Origin of the sequence: Nitrosomonas sp., from assembly GCF_040240425.1 — a bacterium.
Lineage (GTDB): Bacteria > Pseudomonadota > Gammaproteobacteria > Burkholderiales > Nitrosomonadaceae > Nitrosomonas.
Genome location: NZ_QPHG01000005.1, coordinates 1 through 21555 on the forward strand (window position 1 = coordinate 1; position 21555 = coordinate 21555).

At 50.3% G+C, this 21555-nt stretch carries 22 protein-coding genes, 1 tRNA gene and 3 pseudogenes; 11 read left to right on the forward strand and 15 right to left on the reverse strand.

Annotated features, from left to right (window positions below; genetic code table 11):
• Window positions 1-171: 171 nt before the first annotated feature.
• Complete coding sequence (locus tag DU481_RS02590; RefSeq protein WP_350132209.1) at window positions 172-966, forward strand: FxDxF family PEP-CTERM protein; 795 nt, start codon at window positions 172-174, stop codon at window positions 964-966.
• Between the two features lie 227 nt (window positions 967-1193).
• Window positions 1194-1373 carry a hypothetical protein gene (locus DU481_RS02595; RefSeq protein ID WP_121167618.1) on the forward strand — a complete coding sequence of 60 codons (180 nt, stop codon included), beginning with the start codon at window positions 1194-1196 and terminating at the stop codon, window positions 1371-1373.
• A gap of 54 nt (window positions 1374-1427) precedes the next feature.
• Here the strand turns inward: DU481_RS02595 and holA are convergent, their stop codons facing one another.
• The 4 genes from holA to DU481_RS02615 all read right to left on the reverse strand — a co-directional run bounded on the left by holA (window position 1428) and on the right by DU481_RS02615 (window position 6058).
• On the reverse strand, window positions 1428-2444 hold the full coding sequence (gene holA, locus DU481_RS02600; RefSeq protein ID WP_350132212.1) for a DNA polymerase III subunit delta: 1017 nt from the start codon (window positions 2442-2444) through the stop codon (window positions 1428-1430).
• A 58-nt stretch (window positions 2445-2502) separates the two neighbouring features.
• A complete protein-coding gene (locus DU481_RS02605) occupies window positions 2503-2997 on the reverse strand; it encodes an LPS-assembly lipoprotein LptE (RefSeq protein WP_107803515.1) in 495 nt (164 codons plus the stop codon).
• Window positions 2998-3019: 22 nt separating this feature from the next.
• Window positions 3020-5620, reverse strand: coding sequence for a leucine--tRNA ligase (leuS, locus tag DU481_RS02610; protein WP_350132215.1), 2601 nt, complete (start codon window positions 5618-5620; stop codon window positions 3020-3022).
• 231 nt (window positions 5621-5851) lie between these two features.
• Window positions 5852-6058 (reverse strand): dodecin, encoded by a 207-nt coding sequence (locus DU481_RS02615; protein WP_107803513.1) that lies wholly within the window; start codon window positions 6056-6058, stop codon window positions 5852-5854.
• Window positions 6059-6322: 264 nt separating this feature from the next.
• Here DU481_RS02615 and DU481_RS02620 point away from each other — a divergent pair, with 264 nt between their 5' ends.
• Entirely contained in the window at window positions 6323-7018 is a 696-nt protein-coding gene (locus tag DU481_RS02620; protein ID WP_350132219.1) for a M48 family metallopeptidase, read from the forward strand.
• A gap of 4 nt (window positions 7019-7022) precedes the next feature.
• Here DU481_RS02620 and DU481_RS02625 read toward each other — a convergent pair whose 3' ends face one another.
• Entirely contained in the window at window positions 7023-7409 is a 387-nt protein-coding gene (locus DU481_RS02625) for a VOC family protein (RefSeq protein WP_350132222.1), read from the reverse strand.
• A 256-nt stretch (window positions 7410-7665) separates the two neighbouring features.
• Here DU481_RS02625 and DU481_RS02630 point away from each other — a divergent pair.
• A pseudogene (locus tag DU481_RS02630) lies at window positions 7666-7812 on the forward strand (chemotaxis protein CheW); the annotation flags it as partial.
• A 149-nt stretch (window positions 7813-7961) separates the two neighbouring features.
• Here the strand turns inward: DU481_RS02630 and DU481_RS02635 are convergent.
• Window positions 7962-8918 carry an IS5 family transposase gene (locus tag DU481_RS02635; RefSeq protein WP_350132225.1) on the reverse strand — a complete coding sequence of 319 codons (957 nt, stop codon included), beginning with the start codon at window positions 8916-8918 and terminating at the stop codon, window positions 7962-7964.
• 160 nt (window positions 8919-9078) lie between these two features.
• Between DU481_RS02635 and DU481_RS02640 the strand changes: the two are divergent.
• Window positions 9079-9727: pseudogene (locus DU481_RS02640) on the forward strand (IS1595 family transposase).
• A 226-nt stretch (window positions 9728-9953) separates the two neighbouring features.
• Here the strand turns inward: DU481_RS02640 and DU481_RS02645 are convergent.
• Window positions 9954-10029 (reverse strand) — tRNA-Arg (locus DU481_RS02645).
• 30 nt (window positions 10030-10059) lie between these two features.
• Here DU481_RS02645 and DU481_RS02650 point away from each other — a divergent pair.
• The 3 genes from DU481_RS02650 to DU481_RS02660 all read left to right on the forward strand — a co-directional run bounded on the left by DU481_RS02650 (window position 10060) and on the right by DU481_RS02660 (window position 12354).
• A complete protein-coding gene (locus DU481_RS02650) occupies window positions 10060-11334 on the forward strand; it encodes an MFS transporter (protein WP_350132227.1) in 1275 nt (424 codons plus the stop codon).
• A gap of 13 nt (window positions 11335-11347) precedes the next feature.
• Window positions 11348-11881 (forward strand): peroxiredoxin, encoded by a 534-nt coding sequence (locus DU481_RS02655; protein ID WP_350132492.1) that lies wholly within the window; start codon window positions 11348-11350, stop codon window positions 11879-11881.
• A 101-nt stretch (window positions 11882-11982) separates the two neighbouring features.
• Window positions 11983-12354 carry a TraR/DksA family transcriptional regulator gene (locus DU481_RS02660; protein ID WP_350132230.1) on the forward strand — a complete coding sequence of 124 codons (372 nt, stop codon included), beginning with the start codon at window positions 11983-11985 and terminating at the stop codon, window positions 12352-12354.
• An 18-nt stretch (window positions 12355-12372) separates the two neighbouring features.
• On the opposite strand, the gene DU481_RS02665 is transcribed toward DU481_RS02660, so the two are convergent.
• The 4 genes from DU481_RS02665 to DU481_RS02680 form a co-directional block, all read right to left on the reverse strand.
• On the reverse strand, window positions 12373-12921 hold the full coding sequence (locus DU481_RS02665) for a Smr/MutS family protein (RefSeq protein ID WP_350132233.1): 549 nt from the start codon (window positions 12919-12921) through the stop codon (window positions 12373-12375).
• A 43-nt stretch (window positions 12922-12964) separates the two neighbouring features.
• The gene (gene trxB / locus DU481_RS02670; RefSeq protein WP_090321280.1) at window positions 12965-13915 is read right to left on the reverse strand and encodes a thioredoxin-disulfide reductase; all 951 of its coding nucleotides are present in this window, start codon (window positions 13913-13915) and stop codon (window positions 12965-12967) included.
• A 3-nt stretch (window positions 13916-13918) separates the two neighbouring features.
• A complete protein-coding gene (locus DU481_RS02675; RefSeq protein WP_350132236.1) occupies window positions 13919-14581 on the reverse strand; it encodes a dioxygenase family protein in 663 nt (220 codons plus the stop codon).
• A gap of 119 nt (window positions 14582-14700) precedes the next feature.
• The gene (locus DU481_RS02680) at window positions 14701-15180 is read right to left on the reverse strand and encodes a hypothetical protein (RefSeq protein WP_350132239.1); all 480 of its coding nucleotides are present in this window, start codon (window positions 15178-15180) and stop codon (window positions 14701-14703) included.
• 240 nt (window positions 15181-15420) lie between these two features.
• Here DU481_RS02680 and DU481_RS02685 point away from each other — a divergent pair, with 240 nt between their 5' ends.
• Both DU481_RS02685 and DU481_RS02690 read left to right on the forward strand, forming a co-directional pair.
• A complete protein-coding gene (locus DU481_RS02685; protein ID WP_350132242.1) occupies window positions 15421-16905 on the forward strand; it encodes an Eco57I restriction-modification methylase domain-containing protein in 1485 nt (494 codons plus the stop codon).
• Window positions 16902-17855: a BsuBI/PstI family type II restriction endonuclease gene (locus DU481_RS02690; protein WP_350132245.1), complete on the forward strand. Its 954-nt coding sequence runs from the start codon at window positions 16902-16904 to the stop codon at window positions 17853-17855. The genes DU481_RS02685 and DU481_RS02690 overlap by 4 nt, the downstream gene beginning before the upstream one ends.
• 64 nt (window positions 17856-17919) lie before the next feature.
• Here DU481_RS02690 and DU481_RS02695 read toward each other — a convergent pair whose 3' ends face one another.
• The 3 genes and pseudogenes from DU481_RS02695 to DU481_RS02705 form a co-directional block, all read right to left on the reverse strand.
• Window positions 17920-18237, reverse strand: a complete 318-nt coding sequence (locus DU481_RS02695) for a DUF190 domain-containing protein (protein ID WP_350132248.1) — start codon at window positions 18235-18237, stop codon at window positions 17920-17922.
• 16 nt (window positions 18238-18253) lie between these two features.
• Window positions 18254-18632, reverse strand: a pseudogene (gene crcB / locus DU481_RS02700) (fluoride efflux transporter CrcB).
• A 16-nt stretch (window positions 18633-18648) separates the two neighbouring features.
• Complete coding sequence (locus DU481_RS02705; protein ID WP_350132250.1) at window positions 18649-18996, reverse strand: hypothetical protein; 348 nt, start codon at window positions 18994-18996, stop codon at window positions 18649-18651.
• Window positions 18997-19332: 336 nt separating this feature from the next.
• On the opposite strand from DU481_RS02705, the gene gdhA reads away from it, so the two are divergent.
• Window positions 19333-20676 carry an NADP-specific glutamate dehydrogenase gene (gene gdhA / locus DU481_RS02710; protein ID WP_090322177.1) on the forward strand — a complete coding sequence of 448 codons (1344 nt, stop codon included), beginning with the start codon at window positions 19333-19335 and terminating at the stop codon, window positions 20674-20676.
• Window positions 20677-20883: 207 nt separating this feature from the next.
• On the opposite strand, the gene DU481_RS02715 is transcribed toward gdhA, so the two are convergent.
• Window positions 20884-21246, reverse strand: a complete 363-nt coding sequence (locus DU481_RS02715) for a hypothetical protein (RefSeq protein WP_350132253.1) — start codon at window positions 21244-21246, stop codon at window positions 20884-20886.
• Window positions 21247-21555: the final 309 nt, after the last annotated feature.

Here is a 21555-nt window from a genome sequence, read left to right on the forward strand (position 1 = left end):
GTTGCCTGAATTTTGCTTCTCTGATTCGAGAACGAAAATAGTATCTGTTTTTGGCATTCATCTCAGAAAGTTAGCACACTTTAGTAAGTGCTTAACTTCCTAAGACCCTAATAAAATACTATTGATGAGGGAGTGCCTTGTTAGAATAAAAACTTTTTAGAGGAACCTATCATGATGAAAAAAAATTTACGTTACCTGGCAACAGCTGGATTATTCTTATTAACTCCACTCGCTACTCACGCTGCACCGATCGACTTATCGAGCTGGACACCATTAACGCTGAATTATCCAGGCGGGCAAGGTGCTGGTAGCTGGGTGTTGGAACCTGGCAATACGGCAGTTAAGCAAGTCATTAATGCCGACCCTTCTTTCTTTTTGAATAACCTGAATCTTAGCAACTATTCAGTCGACGGCTCATGGCAAGTTACGACAGGAAGCGATGATGATTACATGGGTTTTGTCTTTGGTTACCAGAATTCGAGTAATTTTTATTTGTTTGACTGGAAACAAGCGACGCAAGGCTATGTTGGCCGTACCGCAGCGGAAGGCATGACCATTAAGGAATTTCATGGCGCTACAGGTAATGGCCTAGCAGACTTGTCATTGGAAGAGTTCTGGGAAAACACGACTAATTTTGGCGATATGGAAGTTCTTGCTACCAATCACTCCAGTTCTAAGGGGTGGGCGGACAATGTGCTATACAATTTCCACCTTGATTTTAATGTGAATCCAGGCGAAATTCATGTTGTTGTAAGCCAAGGTGCTACCGAATTGTGGAACGTCACTGTCGTTGATACCACATTTACTTCCGGGCAGTTTGGTTTCTACAATAATTCACAGGCAAATGTGAGATATGCAGGATTTGAGGTAACTCCGGTTCCCGAACCTGAAACGTATGCCATGTTACTGGCCGGTTTAGTGTTAACGGGTTTCGCCGCACGCCGTAGAAAAGCAGCGCAAGTGTAATAATCCGGATTGATCGTGTATTAGAAATGGGAGCTTTGGCTCCCATTTTTTTGCGATCTTATGAGCGTGATACTGCATGATGCACTTGCCGACTCTCATTATTATTCAGGTGCTTGATCAAGAATAGAATTGGGAATAAGCATTATGCTTATTCCCTAGTTACAAGGGCCGGTAATAGAATGAGAAAGCGAGTATAAAGATTTCGATGAATTTTTCTGGAGGTTGCGATGAGAGCGAGATTATTACATTACATGGTCATTTTGCTCATGATCCCCATGCTATCGGGTTGCTGGCTTCTTGCGGTAGGGGGAGCCGGTGCCTACGGTGGCTACAAGGCCAAGGAAGCTGGGTATGGTGTGCAGAATCCGATTACAAAGGACAAAAAGGTTGAGGATCAGAAAAAGTAGCGGGAAATTTAACTGATTTTTTGCGGCGATCGAATGCACTGGGATCAGTTGCGGTTAACTGCCAAGTTTGTGGCGGGTAAAACTCAACCCCAATTGCAACAATCCCTCCCAGGCATCTCCTTGCGCCACACCCTTAATCATCCGGTCTATTTCCGCAGCATCGGATAGTCCTTGCATCAGCGTACGCAGACTGATGCGCTGGGCGGCAGCCATGACCGGTTTTTGCCGGTCGCCCCAAATTCTGACGGCTTGCAGTAATTGCGCAGGTGACTGGCCGTTATCCAGGCCTTTACGGATGACGATCAATTGGCGGATTTGTTCAGCCAAGGTGGAAAGGATCAGCAGCGGGGCGGCGCCTTCGCCTTGTAATCCGGTCAGAACGCGCATAAAGCGAGCGATGTCGCCTGTAATCATGGCGTCGGATAGCTGATAGACATCGTAGCGCGCGACATTCAGAACCACGTCTTTCACCTGCTCAAATGTCAGGTTACCGGTAGGATAGAGCAGCGCAAGTTTCTGGATTTCCTGATGCGCCGCGAGCAGGTTGCCTTCGACTTGGCCAGCGAGAAATTGCAAGGTGGCGGCATCGGTTTTTTGCTGTTGTTTGGCGAGACGCTGGCCAATCCAGCCGGGTAATTGATCGCGTTCGATGGGATAAACTGCGATCAACGTCCCCGCCGTTTCGAGCGCTTTGAACCATTTGCTGGCTTGCCCTTGTTTGTCGATGCGCGGCAGCGTGATCAGTGTCACGGTATCAGGCGGTAATGAGATGCAATAGGATTCGAGTGCTTTGCCACCCTCCCTGCCGGGTTTGCCGGAAGGGATACGGAGATCCATGATTCTGCGGTCACCAAACAGCGATAGGTTATTGCCGGCATTGAGCAGTTCCGCCCAATCGAAATGCTGATCGACTGTGAGCAATTCGCGCTCGGTGTAACCTTGCTGACGTGCGTGTGTGCGGATCTGATCGGTTGCTTCCAGAATCAGCAAAGGTTCGCTGCCAAATAACGTATACAGCGGGGCGGTTTGTTTCTGCAACTGCTGGTGAAGCTGTTCGAGTTTTATCCGCATGATGGCGCCGCGTGGATTAAAAGCAGAGAGATCTCCGATCCCCGATCCCCGGGTTCGGCTATCGCTGGATGGTCGACAAGCGCCACAGCATTTGCTGAATCGCGTCGGCTTCCATATCTTTTTGTAGCAACCGCTCTTCCGCTTCCTTCGCTAGGATTTGCGCATCCAGGAACGGGAGGACGCGCGTTAAGGTAACTTCCGTGTGTGGGACGATTTCTACATTCTGTTTGTCGTAAAGACGGTATCTGACGCGGTAAAGCAGGTTAAAGTCACGTACCCGGCCGCCTCCGGACAGCGACAGGATGATCCTTTCACTGGTGGCGCTGATGACCTCCAAAGTAGCCTCGGCATCTTCCGCATTGGCAACCACCTTGGTTGTTGACGACGTGCCAATGGCGCGCTCCAGATTCATGCCGATGGTGTTTCCGTCCGGCGCTGAAATATACAGGGTTTTGAATGGCAGCGAGGAAATTTGCCCGCGTAGTTTAAAACCGCAAGCCGTCAACAGGAGCAAGATCACCAGGATAAGAATGTGCTGTTTACTCAGTTTCATAGGGGTATGGGCGTCAGTATTTTTATACGACTATGTTGATCAATCTACCGGGTACGACAATGATTTTTTTCACTGTTTGCCCTTCGATAAATTTCTGCACATGCTCGTTGGCCATGGCAGTGCGCTCAATGGCTTCTTTGTCGGCATCTTTGGCGACATTGATTTGTCCGCGCAGCTTACCATTCACTTGCACGATCAACTTGATTTCATCCTGCGCCATCGCGGCGTTATCCGCCTGCGGCCAGGGTTGACCGGATAGCTCGGTGCCCGGTCTGAGTTCGCGCCAGAGCTCATGACAGATGTGCGGTACGATCGGGGACAGCAGCAGCACGATGCTTTCCAGCGCTTCCTGCATCAGATTGCGGCTGGCGGCGCCGGTGTCCTGGCATTTTGCCAAGCCATTCATTAATTCCATTACTGCGGCAATCGCAGTATTGAAGGTATGGCGGCGCTCCAGGTCATCGGTTACCTTGGCGATGGTCTGGTGCAACTGGCAGCGCAGGGCTTTGAGTTCCGCAGACAGCGTGGCATGCAATGCCGGGTCGATTTGGACCGCGCCATCTTGGAGATGCAAGAAGGCTTGCCGCCACAGGCGTTTCAGAAAACGGTAAGCGCCATCGACGCCAGCATCCGCCCATTCTAGTGTTTGCGTCGGCGGGCTGGCGAACATCATAAACAGGCGCGCGGTATCGGCACCATATTCTTCCACCAGTTTTTGCGGATCAACGCCATTGTTCTTGGATTTCGACATCGTGCCGATGCCGCCAGATTCGACCGGCTGATTATCCGACAGTAAGATCGCGCCACAACGTTTGCCTTGCTCGTCATGCTGAAGGCTGACTTCGGTCGGGTTGAAATAGGTGATGCGCCCGTTGCCGGATTTGCGGTAAAAAATTTCATTCAGCACCATACCTTGCGTTAGCAAATTGGTAAACGGTTCGTCCAGTTTCAGTAAGCCCAGGTCGCGCATGATCTTGCTCCAGAAGCGCGAATACAGCAGATGCAGAATGGCGTGTTCGATACCACCGATATACTGATCGGCAGGCAGCCAGTAATTGACGCGCTCGTCGGTCATGGCGTTATGCTGATCCGGACAAGCGTAGCGGGCGTAATACCAGGAAGAATCGACAAACGTGTCCATGGTATCGGTTTCCCGGCGCGCGGGCTTACCGCATTTAGGACAAGCGCACTCATAAAAGGACGGTGTTTTACCGAGCGGATTACCGGAACCATCCGGTACCAGATCCTGCGGCAGCACTACCGGTAATTGATCGTCGGGTACCGGTACCACGCCGCAATCGGCGCAATGAATCAATGGAATCGGACAGCCCCAGTAGCGCTGCCGGGAAATGCCCCAGTCGCGCAGGCGATATTGCACGCGTTTGCTGCCCAGGTTTTTCCGTTCCAATGCAGAGGCAATCGCATCGACTGCTGGCTGAAATTCCAATCCTGAGAATTCGCCTGAGTCGAACGTGATGCCATGTTCAGTGTAGGCTTCGGTGAGCGGTAGTGCCAAATTGCCTTCCAGAGGTTTGATAACCGCTTTGATCGGTAACCGGTACTGCGTGGCAAAAGCAAAATCACGTTCGTCATGTGCCGATACAGCCATAACCGCGCCTTCGCCGTAACCCATCAACACATAATTGGCGACCCACACCGGCAGTTTCTCACCATTGAGCGGATGGATCACGAACAAACCGGTATCCATGCCTTTCTTTTCCTGCGTGGCGAGGTCGGCCTCCTTGGCGGAGCCGAGTTTGCATTCCTGGATGAAGGCTTGCAGCGCTGGATTGTTCTGTGCGGCATGCAGGGCGATCGGGTGCTCAGCGGCGACGGCTACATAAGTGGCGCCCATCAGCGTATCCGCGCGGGTGGTGAATACTTTCAAATCTTGCGGCGTACCCGATTCCTGATCGGCAGGGAAGGTGATGTCGACGCCATAGCTTTTGCCGATCCAGTTGGCTTGCATGGTTCTGACCCGCTCCGGCCAGCCGCCCAACGTATCCAGTGCGGCCAGCAATTCATCGGCGTACTGCGTGATTTTCAGGTAATACATCGGGATTTCGCGCTTTTCCACCGGTGCGCCGGTGCGCCAGCCGCAACCGTCGATGACTTGTTCATTCGCCAGCACGGTTTGATCGATCGGATCCCAGTTGACCACGCCGGTGGTTTGATACGCCAGCCCTTTCTCCAGCATGCGCAAAAACAACCATTGATTCCAGTGATAGTAACTTGGATCGCAAGTGGCGATTTCACGTGTCCAATCGATGCTCAACCCCAGGCTTTTCAGTTGCTTGCGCATGTAGGCGATGTTGTCGTAGGTCCACTTGGCCGGCGACACATTATTTTGCATCGCGGCATTCTCCGCTGGCAGCCCGAATGCATCCCACCCCATCGGTTGCAATACGTTATAACCTTGCATGCGGCGGTAACGCGACAGCACATCGCCGATGGTGTAATTGCGCACATGTCCCATATGCAGCTTGCCGGAGGGATAGGGAAACATCGACAGACAGTAATATTTCGATTTGCCGGGGGTTTCAACGGCTTTAAATGCGGCGGTTTGCTCCCAGTGCTGCTGGGCTTTTTTCTCAATTTCCTGGGGATGATATTTTTCTTGCATGGGGACGATGTTTTTATTGGGTAAATTGTTTGATTATACCGCGAACCGGTGGGCTTGACGCTGGCATGTGGAAGAGAGGGCGCTGCAATGAGGGCGCGAGAGGGAGCAACTTGTGCTGTTTGCGGTGTGATGCTTGATCAATAAACCGTTACCGGGAGAGTGTGAGGTTTTGCTGGGATTAAGCCTCAAGTTCTGAGGCTTTGTTGCAGTATTATCGATGCGCTAATCGCCTCAATCCAGGCGGAAACCGATCTTTAACTTAACCTGGTAATGTGCAATCTTGCCATTCGTAATATGTCCGCGCGTTTCCACTACTTCGAACCAATCCAGGTTATGCAAGGATGCACCCGCTTTAGCGACGGCTTGCTGAATCGCATCATCACTGCTTTTAGTCGACGAACCAACGATTTCGATAACTTTGTACACATGATCGCTCATTTTGGTGCTCCTTTTGTTTGTTAAAAAATGCGTTATATCATACTTTAAGTGATCTGCTACGTCTGAATCTTAATGTAATGATGGTAAAGAAAATTGCTTTTTTGCTGGTTAAAAGGAATATCATGACGGCGACGAGAAAAATCCCTTACATCCACGCTATGGAGAGAGTTTGATATGAAGTTCAGAATACTATGTGCTTTGTTGATTATATTTTCTTTGACGGCCTGCGCCACTTCACCGATGGGTAGAACTCAGCTGGTTTTTATGCCTGACAATGAGGTAGACGCGATGGGGTTGCAAGCTTTCTCGGATTTGAAGCAGGGAAAGAAAATTAGTCAAGACACAAAAGAAAACCAGTTTGTAACCTGCGTTACCGATGCGATCACCCGTGAAGTAGGCGGTAATTGGGAAGTGGTCGTATTTGAAGATGCCACGCTGAATGCCTTTGCTTTGCCGGGCAACAAGATTGGTGTGCACACCGGTTTGGTTGAGCTTGTGGATAATCAGGATCAACTGGCCTCGGTAATCGGTCATGAGATTGGCCATGTGCAGGCGCGGCACAGTAATGAGCGGATGTCGCAAAAGCTGGGCGCGCAAATGGGAATTTCACTGATTGCCGCAGTCGCTGCGCCAACGACGCCCATGGGACAAACGGCAGTGAGTCTACTTGGGGTTGGCGCGCAATATGGGGTGATCATGCCGTTTAGTCGCTTGCACGAAAGTGAGGCGGATATGATAGGCGTTGAGTTAATGGCAAAAGCAGGATTTAATCCCGCCGAAAGCATCACGTTATGGCAGAAAATGGCGCAAGCCAGTCAGGGAGCGCAACCGGCTGAATTCCTATCAACCCATCCTTCACACGAAACACGTATCGACGATTTACGTGCGCATTTACCCAAAGCTACGGCATTGATGCAGCAAGCGCGTGCTGCGGGTAAGAATCCGAAGTGTGCTAAGTAACGATCTAAACCTTGGGTTCTGGTTCACTGGCCGGAAAATCCAATTCCACCTTGGCGCCGTCCGGATCATGGCAAAACAATTGCCAGATTTCCAGCCCTTTCAAGCGGTGCAAATCGAACTGAATACCGTGCAGTTTTAGGCAATCGACCGTAGCCTGCAGATTGGTTGCCGTAAAAGCCATGTGATCGATTACACCGGTCGCATTAGGCGGCATGGGCTTGCCCGCCATGATATGCAGAATCGCTTGATTGCCGGCGTAAAGCCATGCGCCCGGAAATGCAAACGGCGGGCGGTAGCCTTCTTTCAATCCAAGGATATTCATATAAAAAGCCTTGCTTCTTTCCAAATCATTGCTCACTACAGTGAAATGATTCATTCCTTCAATTGTCATCGTGCTGAACTCGTAAATAAATGATGAAAAGTCTTCTATTCAATGATGATAAATCAATATTGCAATCGGAATTTTAAAAATGATTAAAGAAGATTTTTCATTTTCCCGTAAGAAAAGCCTCATTAGTTTAATTAAGAAGCCATAAATACGATGCATTAACGATCGTTGAATCGGTTTTAGATAGAAGACGAAAGGAGCTTAAATTATGTTTCAGGAACAGGCAATAAATAAAGTCACTGATTCATCTGGTTCGGCGATGAATCAAATGGCGAATGAATTTCTGACATTCCGTTTAGGAAGTGAGGAATATGGGATAGAGATACTAAAAGTACAAGAGATAAGAGGCTATGACGCCATAACGCAGATAGCGAATGCTCCTGAATTCATTAAGGAAGCGCTGAACAATTAGTGATTTCCAGATTTCCCGGTAATCCTGCCATTTTTTTGAACACGAATTCCCGGCAATTCATTTTTCAGTGGTGTTTTGTAGCCGGATTTCCCCTGTTTGGGCGTCATCATCCGCCGCCGGGGTATGACGGACGGACTTGTCCCTCAAGCCGTCAGCAGCCGCCTGCGCAGCAGGTACAGGTTGGCCAGGCCCATCAACATGTTCACCTGAACGGCATTCTTCATCAGCCCGCGGTAGCGGGTCTTGGTGAATCCAAACTGCCGCTTGATCACCCGGAATACATGTTCTACCCGCGCCCGGATCGAGGAATGCTTCCGGTTACGCTTCTTCTGACTCTCCGAGAGATTCTGTCCGGGCTTGCGTTTGTCTTGTACGCACCAGCGTATTCCCAATTGCCGCGATCCCCGTTTGTATTCATCGCTGGCGTAGCCCGCATCGCCAAAAATAACCTCGTCTTCCGCCCGCAGCAGCTTAGGGAGAATGTTGATGTCAGCTTCATGGGCTGCGGTAATCTCAACCGTGTGCACCGCCCCGCAATCCACATCGGCCCCAACATGCACCTTCATGCCAAAGTACCATTGCTTTCCCTTCTTCGTCTGGTGCATTTCAGGATCTCGCGCCTGTTCACGATTCTTGGTCGAACTTGCGGCATGAATGAGTGTGGCATCTACCATCGTACCTTTAGAAACTAGCAGGCCCTGCGACTTGAGATGAGCATTGATCGCCTCCAGCAATACCGTTGTCAGTTCGTGCTTCTCCAAAAGATGACGGAAATTCAGTATCGTGGTCTTGTCTGGCAGGGTATCGGTAACGCCACTAAATCCTGCAAACCGGCGCATGCTTTCGATCTCATACAGAGCATCTTCCATTTGCCGGTCTGACAGGTTGAACCAGTTTTGCAGGCAGTAGATGCGAAACATGCTTCCCAGCGCCATCGGCTGACGGCCCCGTCGTCCACTCTTGGGGTAATGCGGTTCTATGTGCGACAGCAACACTTGCCAGGGTATTACCCCTTCCATCTCGCTTAAGAAAACCTCCCGCCGTGTCCGGCGTTTCTTGTGATTGTAATCAAGATCGGCAAAGCTCGTTTGGTGTGGCATGGCGTATTTAGAAGGTCGTCAGAAAAATCTATTATCTCAGCAAACCTCGGGATTTGTTCAGCGCTTCCCTAAAGAATCCGCTTATCTCGGCTTACTGATTTACATTGCGAAGAATAGTTTTGGGGCTGTAGTAGATTAGCTTAGATGCTAAGCTAATTGAATGAAGATAAGTCATTGTAGATTATTAAATACAATTAAAGCTACTGGAATATTTTGTGTTGGAGGTTACAGCAAGATCGGCAGCCGATATGCTGGAAATACAGCCCAATAGTACAGCACTGTTTTATCGCAAAATACGCGAAGTGATTGTGCATCATCTGGAGCAGGAATCTCACGAAATCTTTGATGGCGTGGTGGAATTAGATGAAAGCTACTTTGGCGGTGTCCGTAAGGGCAAGCGAGGTAGAAGGGCTGCGGGTAAGGTTGCTGTGTTTGGCATATTGAAACGTGGTGGTAAGGTCTATATGAAGGTTGTTGGAGATGCCAAGACGGAAACGTTGATGCCGCTCATTACTAGGAAAATAGCACCTGGCAGCATAGTTTATACAAACTGTTACCGCAGTTACAATGCGCTCGACGTGAATCATTTTTACCATGAACGAATCAATCATTCCACACTATTTGCTCAAGGCAAGAATCACATCAACGGCATTGAAAACTTTTGGAATCAGGCTAAACGCGTCTTAAGAAAATACAATGGTATCCCTAAAGGATCATTCCCACTGTTCCTCAAAGAATGTGAATTCAGGTTCAACTATGGAACACCTAAACAACAACTAAAAATACTTAAACTTTGGACTCAGATTTAAACTGATCTACTACAGCCCCATAGTTTTTAATGGTGTTCTGCTAAACGAGATTGTTCTATCGGTATGCTCTGAAAAAACTTTAGAAGAAAAGGTATTTATTTTAAAGACCCGCTAAGCTTATTATTTATGAGGGTATTTATTTGTTTATTATTCTTCTCTGACGTGGCACCGGTGTGGCACCGATTGATTTTAGAAAGCTATTCAATTGTGTAACATGCTGATTTATTGGCGCCCTGAACACGAATCGAACGTGCGACCTACCCCTTAGGAGGGGGTTGCTCTATCCACTGAGCTACCAGGGCGAACTTGATATTTTACGCTAATATCACACCATGAATAAACCTGGTCAACCGGATCCTTCCAGTCCGGAAACCTCAAAAAAACTGCCAGGAACGGTCGTTGTTCTCGGATTAGTTAGCTTTTTCAATGATTTTGCATCTGATATCGTGGTGCCATTGATCCCAATTTTGCTGGCAACTGTGCTGGCTGCGGGGCCGATTGCGCTGGGATTGATCGAAGGGGTAGCGGATGCGTTAGCCTGTTTTCTCAAGTTATGGGCGGGACGGCATTCCGATGTGATGAGCGGGCGGCGTAAAAAGCTCGCGTTGGCGGGCTATACGCTTTCCAATCTGACGCGTCCGCTCCTTGGCTTGGCGGGTTCCTGGCTAACCGTATTATTGCTGCGGAGTGTGGATCGTATTGGCAAGGGATTGCGCAGCGCGCCGCGCGATGCGATGGTCGCCGACGCAACACCGCCGCAGATCCGCGGCTATGCATTCGGTTTTCATCGCGCATTGGATAATGCCGGCGCGGTTGCAGGCGCTCTGGCGGCTGCGGCTATTCTGGCGTGGTCGGATTTAAGTCTGAGTGAAGTGATTCTATGGTCGGCAGTACCCGGCTTTGTCGCGGTGGCGCTTTTGGGCGCAGGAGTGAAAACCACGGCCAGCCAAATCCCATCCCCATCCCCATCCCCATCCCCATCCCCATCCCCATCCCCATCCCCAGCAGCGCAGCGGGTACTTACGCCGTTGCGCTGGTCTGCATTGTCTGTGCCGATGCAGCATTACTTATGGGTGTTGATGGTGTTCACCTTCGCACGCGCCTCTGAAACTTTTATTTTGCTATTCGGTCATGAATTAGGTATTGGTGTGGTTGAATTACTGTTGCTATGGGCGGCGCTCAATCTCGCCAAGGCGATTACTTCCACGCAGGGAGGGCAATTAGCGGATCATTTCGGCCGCGGCGCATTGATTCTAATCGGCTGGTCCGCGCTCGCACTGTCGTTTATGGCGCTGAGTCAGATCACAACGAGCACCGGGTTATGGATCATCAGTGTTTTTTACGGATTGCTGATGGGTTTGAGCGAGGGCGCCGAACGTGCGTTGATTAGCGACTATGCTGCGCCTGACGAACGCGGCACCGCTTTTGGCTGGTATCATCTAGTCAGCGGTATCGCGGCTATTCCGGCGGGGCTATTGTTCGGGGTGATATGGCATGTATACAGCGCGGCGGCGGCTTTTATGTTCGCCAGTCTGCTGGCGTTGCTGGCTATTGTATTATTACGGCTATGGGCCTGGCCGTTGCGGCATTCGAATAACAACGAATAAGGACGAAAATATGATGGAATGGTTGACTATTACCTTATCAATCCTCACGCTGGGATTCATGTTCTGGTTTTTTTCCAGGAATAGAAAGTCACTCGAGCTGGGTCAGCTTGCACCCGATTTCAAATTGAATGATCAGCATGGAAAAACGCACGCTTTGGCTGACTTTCGCGGCAAATGGCTGGCATTATATTTTTATCCTAAGGACGATACGCCTGGTTGCACCAAACAAGCTTGCGCTTTTCGTGACGGCTTACAGGAATTGGTGGACTTGGGTGCGGATGTGGTCGGCGTGAGTGTCGATAACACAAGCAGTCATGCTGATTTCGCTAAGAAGTTTCAGCTGCAGTTTCCTTTACTGGCGGATACCACAGCAGAAACGGCGGCACGTTATCATTCCCTGATTAATCTGGGCATTATCAAATTCGCCCAGCGCAATACCTTCTTGATCGATCCGCAGGGGAAAATCGCACGGATGTATCTGTCAGCGAGCGCAGCCCGTAACTCTGCCGAAGTGATCGCGGATTTGAAGCATTTACAAGCGGCTTGATCCGGCAGAGCCCTGATAGGGACATGTTCATTTGACTTCGATCAAGGATTGAAAATCACATCTCAGACAATATATGAAAGCTAAAATTGAAAGGAGACTGAATGGCAAATTTCACAGAAGATCAATTAGCGCATTTAAAAACGGCACTCCATGAGCGATATCTTGCGTTGCAGGAAGAGGTTCAAAACGAATTGGCGCATACCAATGATATTCGTGACTCTGAGCGGTCGGAATATTTGGATGATACTCCGGATGACATCGATACCGCACTGATTGACCGGCAGATCAACGAGATGCGCGAGCTGGAAATGTCGATGGAGTATCTCAACGAGCTGGAATTCGGTGATTGTATCGATTGCGGCAACGAAATCGGGTTTGAGCGTTTGCTGGCGTACCCGTCCGCACAACGCTGTATTGAGTGCCAAAGCAAATACGAAAAAGCTTTTCCGCAGGAATCCAGTCCTTCGCTGTAAAGGTAGGGTTCGATCGATCTATGCTTTGCTTTTAAGCAAAACCAGGATTGCACCGCCACCGCCGTCTTCCGCTTTAGCCTGACAAAAAGCCAGCACATCCGCGTGTTGCAGCAACCAGTTTCCAATCCGGGTTTTCAGAACCGGTTCGCGATTCTTCGAGCTCAACCCTTTGCCGTGAATGATGCGGACACAGCGAAACTTATTCTGCGAACAAGCATTCAGGAAAATACTTAATTCCTGTCTGGCTTCGTCACGAGTAAATCCGTGCAGATCGAGATTGTCCTGGATTCCCCAATGACCGCGCCGCAATTTCCGCAATGTCAGACGCGGCATACCGGGGCGCACATAGGACCAATCATCACCTGCTTCCATTTCGATGGCAATATGATCAGAGAGTGCATCCGCTGTGATGGGCTGTTCCTGCAGATTACTTTTACGGGGAACCGGAGGGACGGAAGGCTTATGCTGGACGACCGTGCCGGTGGCGGGTAACGGCGCTACGTCGCGCATTGCGGCGTGAAACAGCGCCATTTCATCGTCATCTTGCGTGGGATTCTTGTCCTTCATTCCATATCACTGGCTGCTTGCTGCAGAGTTCCCGGCGCATGGGCTATTTCAAATGATCGAGGTATTTTTCCGCATCCAATGCCGCCATGCAGCCGCTCGCGGCGCTTGTGACTGCTTGACGATAAATGTGATCCTGCACGTCGCCCGCAGCAAAAACACCGGGGATGCTGGTTGCTGTCGCATTGCCCTGACCGCCGCCGCGCGTGACGATATAGCCGTTTTCCATGTCCAGTTGTCCGGTGAAAATATCGGTATTGGGTTTATGGCCAATGGCGATGAATACGCCCTGCAAGTTGATCGTCTGCGTGGAATTGTCCTGCGTGCTTTTGATACGCATGCCAGTTACGCCGGATTGATCGCCGAGCACTTCTTCCAGCACATGATTCAATGCCAGTTTGATATTGCCGTTGCGGACTTTTTCCATCAATTTATCAATCAGAATTTTTTCCGAGCGGAACTGATCGCGTCGATGCACCACGGTCACGCTGCGCGCGATATTGGCCAGATAAAGTGCTTCCTCTACCGCAGTATTGCCGCCACCGATCACGGCAACGTCCTGTCCTTTATAGAAAAAACCGTCACAGGTCGCGCAACCGGATACGCCGCGTCCCATGAATGCTTCTTCCGACGGCAGACCGAGATATTGCGCGGAAGCGCCGGTAGCGATAATGAGCGCATCGCAGGTATAAGTGCCTTGATCGCCGATCAGCGTAATCGGTTTTTCCGTCAGTTTGGCGGTATGGATATGGTCAAAAATGATTTCGGTTTGAAAGCGCTCGGCATGTTTCTGAAACCGTTCCATCAGTTCCGGGCCTTGCACGCCCATTGCATCGGCCGGCCAATTGTCGACATCGGTAGTCGTCATCAACTGTCCGCCTTGCGCCAATCCGGTGATCAAAACTGGTTTCAGATTTGCACGCGCGGCATAGACGGCAGCGGTATAACCGGCAGGTCCGGAGCCCAGAATGAGCAATGTATTATGTTTGGTTGTCATGTTTTATCGGCGAAGTAAATCAAGAACGATATTGTACTCGTAAACGGGTAAATTGCCTTGCTTGGCAACCAGCTGTGCTGTCATCGCGGTGCGTTCCCGCTCCGATTTTGCGTTCCACAATAAATCGCTGCGGTTGAGCTTTTCAGCGGGAAAATACATTTGCGTAGTCAGAACACGGTAGCCTGGTTTTGAGACCTTAAAATGAATGTGCGGCGGCCGGATCCAGGATCCGCTGGCGGGATAGGCCCCGGGCATCACCGTCTTGAAGCGGAATAAACCGTTCTCGTCGCTATGGATGATCGCCCAGCCTTGGAAATTTTCATCCGGACGCGCTGGATTAGGATCGCGCGGATGATGGTAACGCCCATGGGCATCAGCCTGCCAAATATCCAATGCAGCCTGCGCAACCGGATGCCCTGCCACATCCTGAACTTGACCGCTCACAACAATGTGCTGACCTTGCGCAGCAGCCGTATGTCCCTTGATTTGCGTTAAATCGGCATCTTTGTCTTGCTGATCTTTCACCGGATAAAACGGCCCTTCGGTTTCATCGGGAGTCGGTATCAGCACCGATGCTTTGGCAATACCGGCATTAACTCCCAATGCACTGGCTAGACCGCTCAATACACCGAACTGGATCATTTTTCTGCGGGAAATTTTTTTCATGATTGGTGATTCGACCGCTATTTGTATAGTAAGTGCGATTGCTTTGAGTAACACAAAGACTACTCGAATCTGATTTCAACGCAGCAAAACCGGATATTCCTTGTAGTCTGTTTTAAGCTCTAATGATGATGGTGGTGCCCATGCTCCTTAGTTTGCACCGGTTGTCCGGATGCCGGTGCCTTATTGATCTGATAAGCGTCATGGCAGGCAACGCACTTGGCCATGGCGTCGCTCAACTGCCGCAGTGTGAGCTTGGAATCCTTCTTGGATTCGGCATCCGCGGCAATTTGATCGAAATCCTGATGCAAGGACATGCCAAGCTGCATGAATTCCCTGGGCAGCACACTCTTGAGGTGATCCTCGGCTTTATGCGTCATACCCAATCCCAGGGGGCGGGCAAATTTGGAAACTGATGCCATATCATCCATCGCAAGCGCCGCCAGAATGTCCCGCGTGCCAGACAACAATGCCCGCATTTCCTCCAGCACGTGACTGCGCTGAACTTCGGAGAGTGAGAGCGTTTGCCGGCTATCCATATCCGCCGCAATCGCTGATGTGGAAATCAGCAAGCAGGCAATGATCATTCGCGTTTTTCGCATTTGATGCTCCTTGAAGTGAAAATCGAAGCCCGACTTTAGCAGCTCGGCACGCCCCGCCACAATAGGTCTGGCAGTTAGATTTATAGTGGAGATACCATTCATCTTGTTCATTTTCTGATTTGTATTAATATGCATAAAGATGATTGGTCATTATTTAAATTCCTAGGTGCTACATTTTGAAGTTTGGAATTATTGAACAAAAAACTTGTGTGCTCAGAACTTACAACAGGAGAATCCTCATTGCTATCTGCCGTTGAGCAAAAAAGAATATATGTTTCGCGTAGCACTAATGCGCAAAAGAAATCGCAGTTTGGACAATTTCTTACGCCTGAGAAAATTGCAAAATTTATGGCTAGCTTATTTCCTGCTGCCAATGGGATTTGCCGTCTTCTTGATGCGGGTGCCGGTATTGGTTCGCTATCTGTAGCTTTTATTGAGAGGTGGAGAGCGGGCGGGCTTCATTTCAAAAGTGTTGAACTTAACGCATTTGAAATTGATAGAGCGTTGCATGATTTTTTGTTTCAATCTTTCGAGAAGTACAAGGATTTCAGCAATTTTGAAGTAAATATCCGGAGTCATGATTTTATCTATGCAGCTACTGAGTCACTATCTAACAGCTTATTTTCCGAGGCACCTATTTATTACACTCACGCGATTCTTAATCCGCCCTACAAAAAGATCAGCAGCAACTCAGCTTACCGGCTAGCCTTGCGCTCTGTTGGCATTGAGACGGTGAATCTGTATTCGGCTTTTGTTGCGCTGGCCGTGGCACAAGCAGCACCGGGCGGCCAGATCGTGGCAATTATTCCGCGTAGTTTCTGCAATGGGCCATACTACCGCCCGTTCCGTGACTTCATCTTTGAACGAACAGCCATCCGCCATATGCACCTCTTCAAGTCACGCACCAAGGCTTTCAAGGATGACAAAGTGCTGCAAGAGAATGTCATCATTCGCATTGAGCGAGGCGGTCAGCAAGGGCCGGTGACAATCACCACTTCGACCGACGACAGCTTCACCGATCTTGCCACACACGAACACTCGTTCGATCGGATCGTGTTTCCGGGCGACCCTGAGCGATTTATCCATGTACCCACCACGACCGAGAAAAGCGCCATCGAGCTATCCCCCGCTGTGCGCTACTCGCTGGCTGATCTGGGCATCAAAGTATCGACCGGCCCCGTGGTGGACTTCCGCTTGAAAGAGCATCTGCGGGACATGCCCGAAAAGGGCGCCGTGCCCTTGGTTTATCCTGGCCACCTAAGCATCAACGGGACGATGTGGCCGGTGCCGGGCTTGAAGAAGCCGAACGCGATCCTGCGCAACGAGGCGACCGAAAAGTGGCTTTATCCCAATGGCTTCTACTGCGCAGTGCGCCGCTTCTCATCGAAGGAAGAGAAGCGGCGTGTGGTGGCAAGCGTGGTCGAACCTTCGGCATTCGGCGACCATACCGTATTGGGATTCGAGAATCACATCAACCTCTTTCACATGAACAAGCGTGGCTTACCTGAGTTGCTGGCAAGGGGCTTGGCCGTTTTTTTGAATACGACCGCAGTTGACGAGAGCTTTCGCCGCTTCAATGGCCATACGCAGGTCAATGCAACCGACCTCAAGCTAATGAAATACCCGAGCCGTGAGGCGCTGATCGAGCTGGGCAAGTGGGCCAAGCAGCACAGCGAAATCACGCAGGAAATGATGGATGAACAACTAGGGAAGCTGACTACTTGAACGACAAGAAGAACGAGTACATCGAGGCCGCCCACCAGATCATCATGTCTTTAGGCTTACCCCGAGCGCAGCAAAACGAGCGATCCGCCCTATCTCTGCTGGCTCTGCTAAACCTCACACCGGGAAAGCCGTGGTCACAGGCAGAAAACCCGCTTGTTGGCATTACGCCGACCATGGATTGGGTACGGAAGCACTACGACAGGGAGTACGCGCCGAATACTCGCGAGACATTCCGACGTCAGACAATGCACCAGTTCTGCGATGCTGGCCTAGTCCTCTACAACCCTGATATGCCAGACCGCCCGGTAAACAGCCCGAAGGCGGTCTATCAGATCGAACCCGCCGCGCTCAAGTTGCTGCGCAGCTTCGGCACGACCAAGTGGCACGACAATCTCACCGCCTATCTGGCCGAGCGTGAAACGCTGGTTGCCATGTACGCGATGGAGCGCGAACAGAACCGCGTCCCGGTTGAGATTGCCCCGGGGAAGGAAATCACTCTCAGCCCCGGCGAACACAGCGAACTGATCCGGGCCATCATTGAGGATTTCGCGCCCCGCTTTGCACCAAGTAGCGTGCTGGTCTATGCCGGTGACACCGGCGACAAGTGGGGTTACTTCGACGCCGTGTTGCTGGCCAAGCTGGGCGTGGAGGTAGAGTCGCACGGGAAGATGCCTGATGTGGTTCTGCACTTCACCGAGAAAAACTGGCTACTGCTAGTGGAGTCCGTCACCAGTCACGGTCCGGTCGATGGCAAGCGCCACGCCGAACTCGCCCAACTCTTTGCGGACTCCAATGCCGGGCTGGTCTATGTGACCGCTTTCCCGAACCGTTCCATAATGAGCCGCTACCTTAGTGAAATTGCTTGGGAAACAGAAGTGTGGGTGGCTGATGCTCCTTCACATCTAATTCATTTCAATGGTGTACGATTTCTTGGGCCCTATATTTCCTGAGGTCTTTGCCGATATCGGGCAAATCCTTTGTTTCGATGTTACCCAGCAATTTATCTTTGCAGCATCACAATTTTCCGGTCATACCGAATTCTATCGGTGTTTTGACGTAAAACACTTTTACGCTTTCCTGCCTCAGATGCTCGAACATGAGTTCTGCCTGCTGTTCGCTGACGGCCATCGTCACCTCGATCGGTTGATCAGCCAGTTCAAAGAAATGCGCGGCGTGCAGTTTGCGGTCATGTCCGAAGCCTTCGCTAGCGGCGATCAGCGTTGCACCACCGATGCCCAGTTTCATAGCAGCTTGCAGCAGCCATTCTCCGAGCGGCTGGTGGTTGTGCTGGCGGTCTTGTTGAGTGAAAAAAGTCAGCTGATAGCCTCTCATAGCTCTCTCCCTAAAATCAAAGGGTCTTGAACGTGGAAACGGTTGCTAGTCCAAGCATCGTCATTACCAAAGAACCGATCACATGCGCGCTGATCGCACCCAAAGCCCACAGCATGCGCCCTTCTTGAATCAGCGTCGTGACTTCGGCGGAGAACGTGGAAAATGTGGTCAATCCGCCCAAGAAACCGGTGATGACGAACAGGCGCCACTCGGGTGCTAAGCCGGGGTGATGGGCAAAAACGGCCAGCGCGACACCGATCAGGTAACCGCCGATCAGATTCGCTACCAGTGTGCCGGGCGGTATGGCGGGAAATAGCGCGTTGAGCGACATGCCCAGCAACCAGCGCAGCGCCGAGAGATGCTCCCAAACAAATGGCTGCTAGCGAATTGAACATAACTTGATCGGATTGCTCATGTCCTGTCATCCCCTATCGCGGGTGGTGATTTTAATTCCGCCAATCCAGGTGTGCCAGCGACATGAATTTTTTCTGGATTCGAATAATCACCTTGCTGAAATTCCTGGGTAATTCCGGACAAATGTACCCGTATCAGGCTGATTTGTCCGCTATCGGATTTGTTCTTCGTAATTATCTGCAGAATACCGCCCGTGTCAGTCTTGGAAAAAATATGCGTGGTTTTCTCCAGATCGAACGGCATGACATGCGAAGCGCGTCCGGCGACCTCATCCAGCTTTTGTTCGCTCGCTTTTCCTGCCGCATGAATCGGCGATGTTATAAAGAAAGTCAGGCAGATAAGCACGATTAGGTTTTATTCATTTGCAGGTTTGGTTTTAAGTTTGTGCGGATTTTGCATACTACTGATATAGGCATGATATTCTCCTCTCATCGTGCTATTGCGCGCTTGTATTTGCCGGTTTACACACAATTTGAATATGACCATCGCCAGCCGGACACTGAAACTGGTTTGCCGCCTAAACTACCATTCCAGATTCCTATCGGCAACCATCCGCTTTGGGCCATGCAGAGGTTTCTTGTATAAAAACCCCTTTTTTAATAAAAATACAGTGCAGCTTGTACATTAATTTGGCAAAATTGGGCCATTTGCTGATAACCTTTCACTTACCGGGGAAATAAAATGAAATATAAAAGTCTTCAAGAGTTCAGCGCCGATGTGGCGGGGCGCAATCCGAACCAACCAGAATATATGCAGGCGGTCACTGAAGTGATCGAAAGTTTGTGGCCGTTTATATTGGAGCATCCTCGTTATGCCGAACACGGCTTGCTGGATCGTTTGGTCGAGCCGGAACGGGTGATTATATTTCGGGTATCCTGGGTGGATGATCACGGCGAGGTCCGGGTCAATCGCGGTTATCGCATACAGCACAGTTCTTCCATCGGGCCTTATAAAGGCGGCATCCGGTTTCATCCCTCGGTTAATTTGTCGATTCTTAAATTCCTGGCGTTTGAGCAGACTTTCAAGAATGCGTTGACCACATTACCGATGGGCGGGGGCAAGGGTGGTTCCGATTTCGATCCGAAAGGTAAAAGCCCGGGCGAGATCATGCGTTTCTGCCAAGCGTTTATCAGCGAATTGTTCCGTCATATCGGTTCGGATACCGATGTGCCTGCGGGCGATATCGGCGTCGGAGGGCGGGAAGTCGGTTTCATGGCAGGCATGATGAAGAAATTATCCAACCGTGCGGATTGTGTATTTACCGGTAAAGGATTGAGTTTTGGCGGGTCATTGATACGCCCGGAAGCGACCGGTTACGGCACGGTTTATTTCGCGCAAGAAATACTGAAGCACGCAGGACGTTCTCTCGAAGGCATGCGCGTTTCGGTCTCCGGTTCCGGTAATGTGGCGCAATTTGCCGTGGAAAAAGCCATGTCGCAGGGCGCCAAAGTGGTGACCGTGTCCGATTCGAGCGGCACGATCGTCGACGAAGCGGGCTTCACTCCCGAAAAACTGGCGATCCTGGCCGAGGTTAAAAATCACCTGTACGCTCGTCTTGATGAATATGCCAAACGGGTCAACGTCACGTATCTACCCGGTGCGAAGCCCTGGCATGTACCCGTCCAAGTGGCATTGCCCTGCGCAACACAGAATGAATTGAACGGTGAAGATGCGCGGGCACTGGTCAAAAATGGCGTGATTTGCGTGGCCGAAGGCGCCAACATGCCATCGACTGCGGAAGCCGTTGAGTGTTTCCTGCATAACAAAGTGCTCTATGCGCCGGGCAAAGCCAGTAATGCCGGTGGTGTCGCAACATCAGGCCTGGAAATGAGCCAGAATGCCATGCGGATATCCTGGACGCGCGAGGAAGTGGATGCGCGCCTGAAAGAAATCATGCAAGCAATCCATAAATCCTGTTTGAAATACGGCACCAAAGCCGACGGCAGCGTGAACTATGTCGATGGCGCCAATATCGCCGGTTTTGTCAAAGTGGCTGAAGCCATGCTGGGACAGGGTGTTATCTAGCTTTAGCAAACCGATGGAATATGTGACTCTGGGCAAGTGGCGCTAAAAATTCCTGAATGAGCTGCCATTATTTTCCGGCAAGCTCATCAGGTTGTTTTTTTTGTACCAGGGTTCATTAGTCCGAGCGTTACCTTTCTTTGTTGTTAGGAATGGTAACGCTCTTTGTTTGGCAGGGTATATGAAGTTAAGCCGAACAGCTATGGCTTATTATTTTAGAAATTGCTCGTCCTTTTTTTCCGCGCTTTCTTCCGCTGCTTTTGCATCCTCGCCATCACTGGCCAATTTGCTGCCGATATAGCTTCCCACTGCGCCACCGACTAATGCGGGCATTGCGGATTGCAAAAGAGATGGGTTTTGAGCCTGTGCATTCGGTGCTGCGGCTGGTGCATTTGCGTTGGCTGCTTGCGCTGGCGCAGGTTGGTTCGGCGTATTCGCTTGTTTTTGTTGTGCGGCTGGTTTGGAGCTTACTGGCGCTTTTGATACGCTGCCTTTACTGCCTTTGCTGCTTTTCGCGTACAGGTTGTTTGTAAACGCTAAGGAAATCAGAACAACAAAAAGTAATTTCTTCATATTGTATTAAGCCTATAAAAATTAATCTTAAATTAAAGTAACCAGTCCGTTGCGATCAACATCAACGACTTCTGTTTTTGTGACAGATGCAAGCTTATTGTTATAAGCGTAGCTTGATGGCATTTTACCATCCAATCTCGATGCGATGGCATACGCTTCATGCCCTAGAGGGTGCTCTTTGCATGTCGTGAAATGTTAAGCCGTCAACGTGCGCCGCAATTTTGAGAATAATTTCAGCTTGTGTCAATCAGCGGTAAGAATTTCTAAATCCCGGGATCCTGTGCGGCGAATATTTTTCCATTGGCTGCA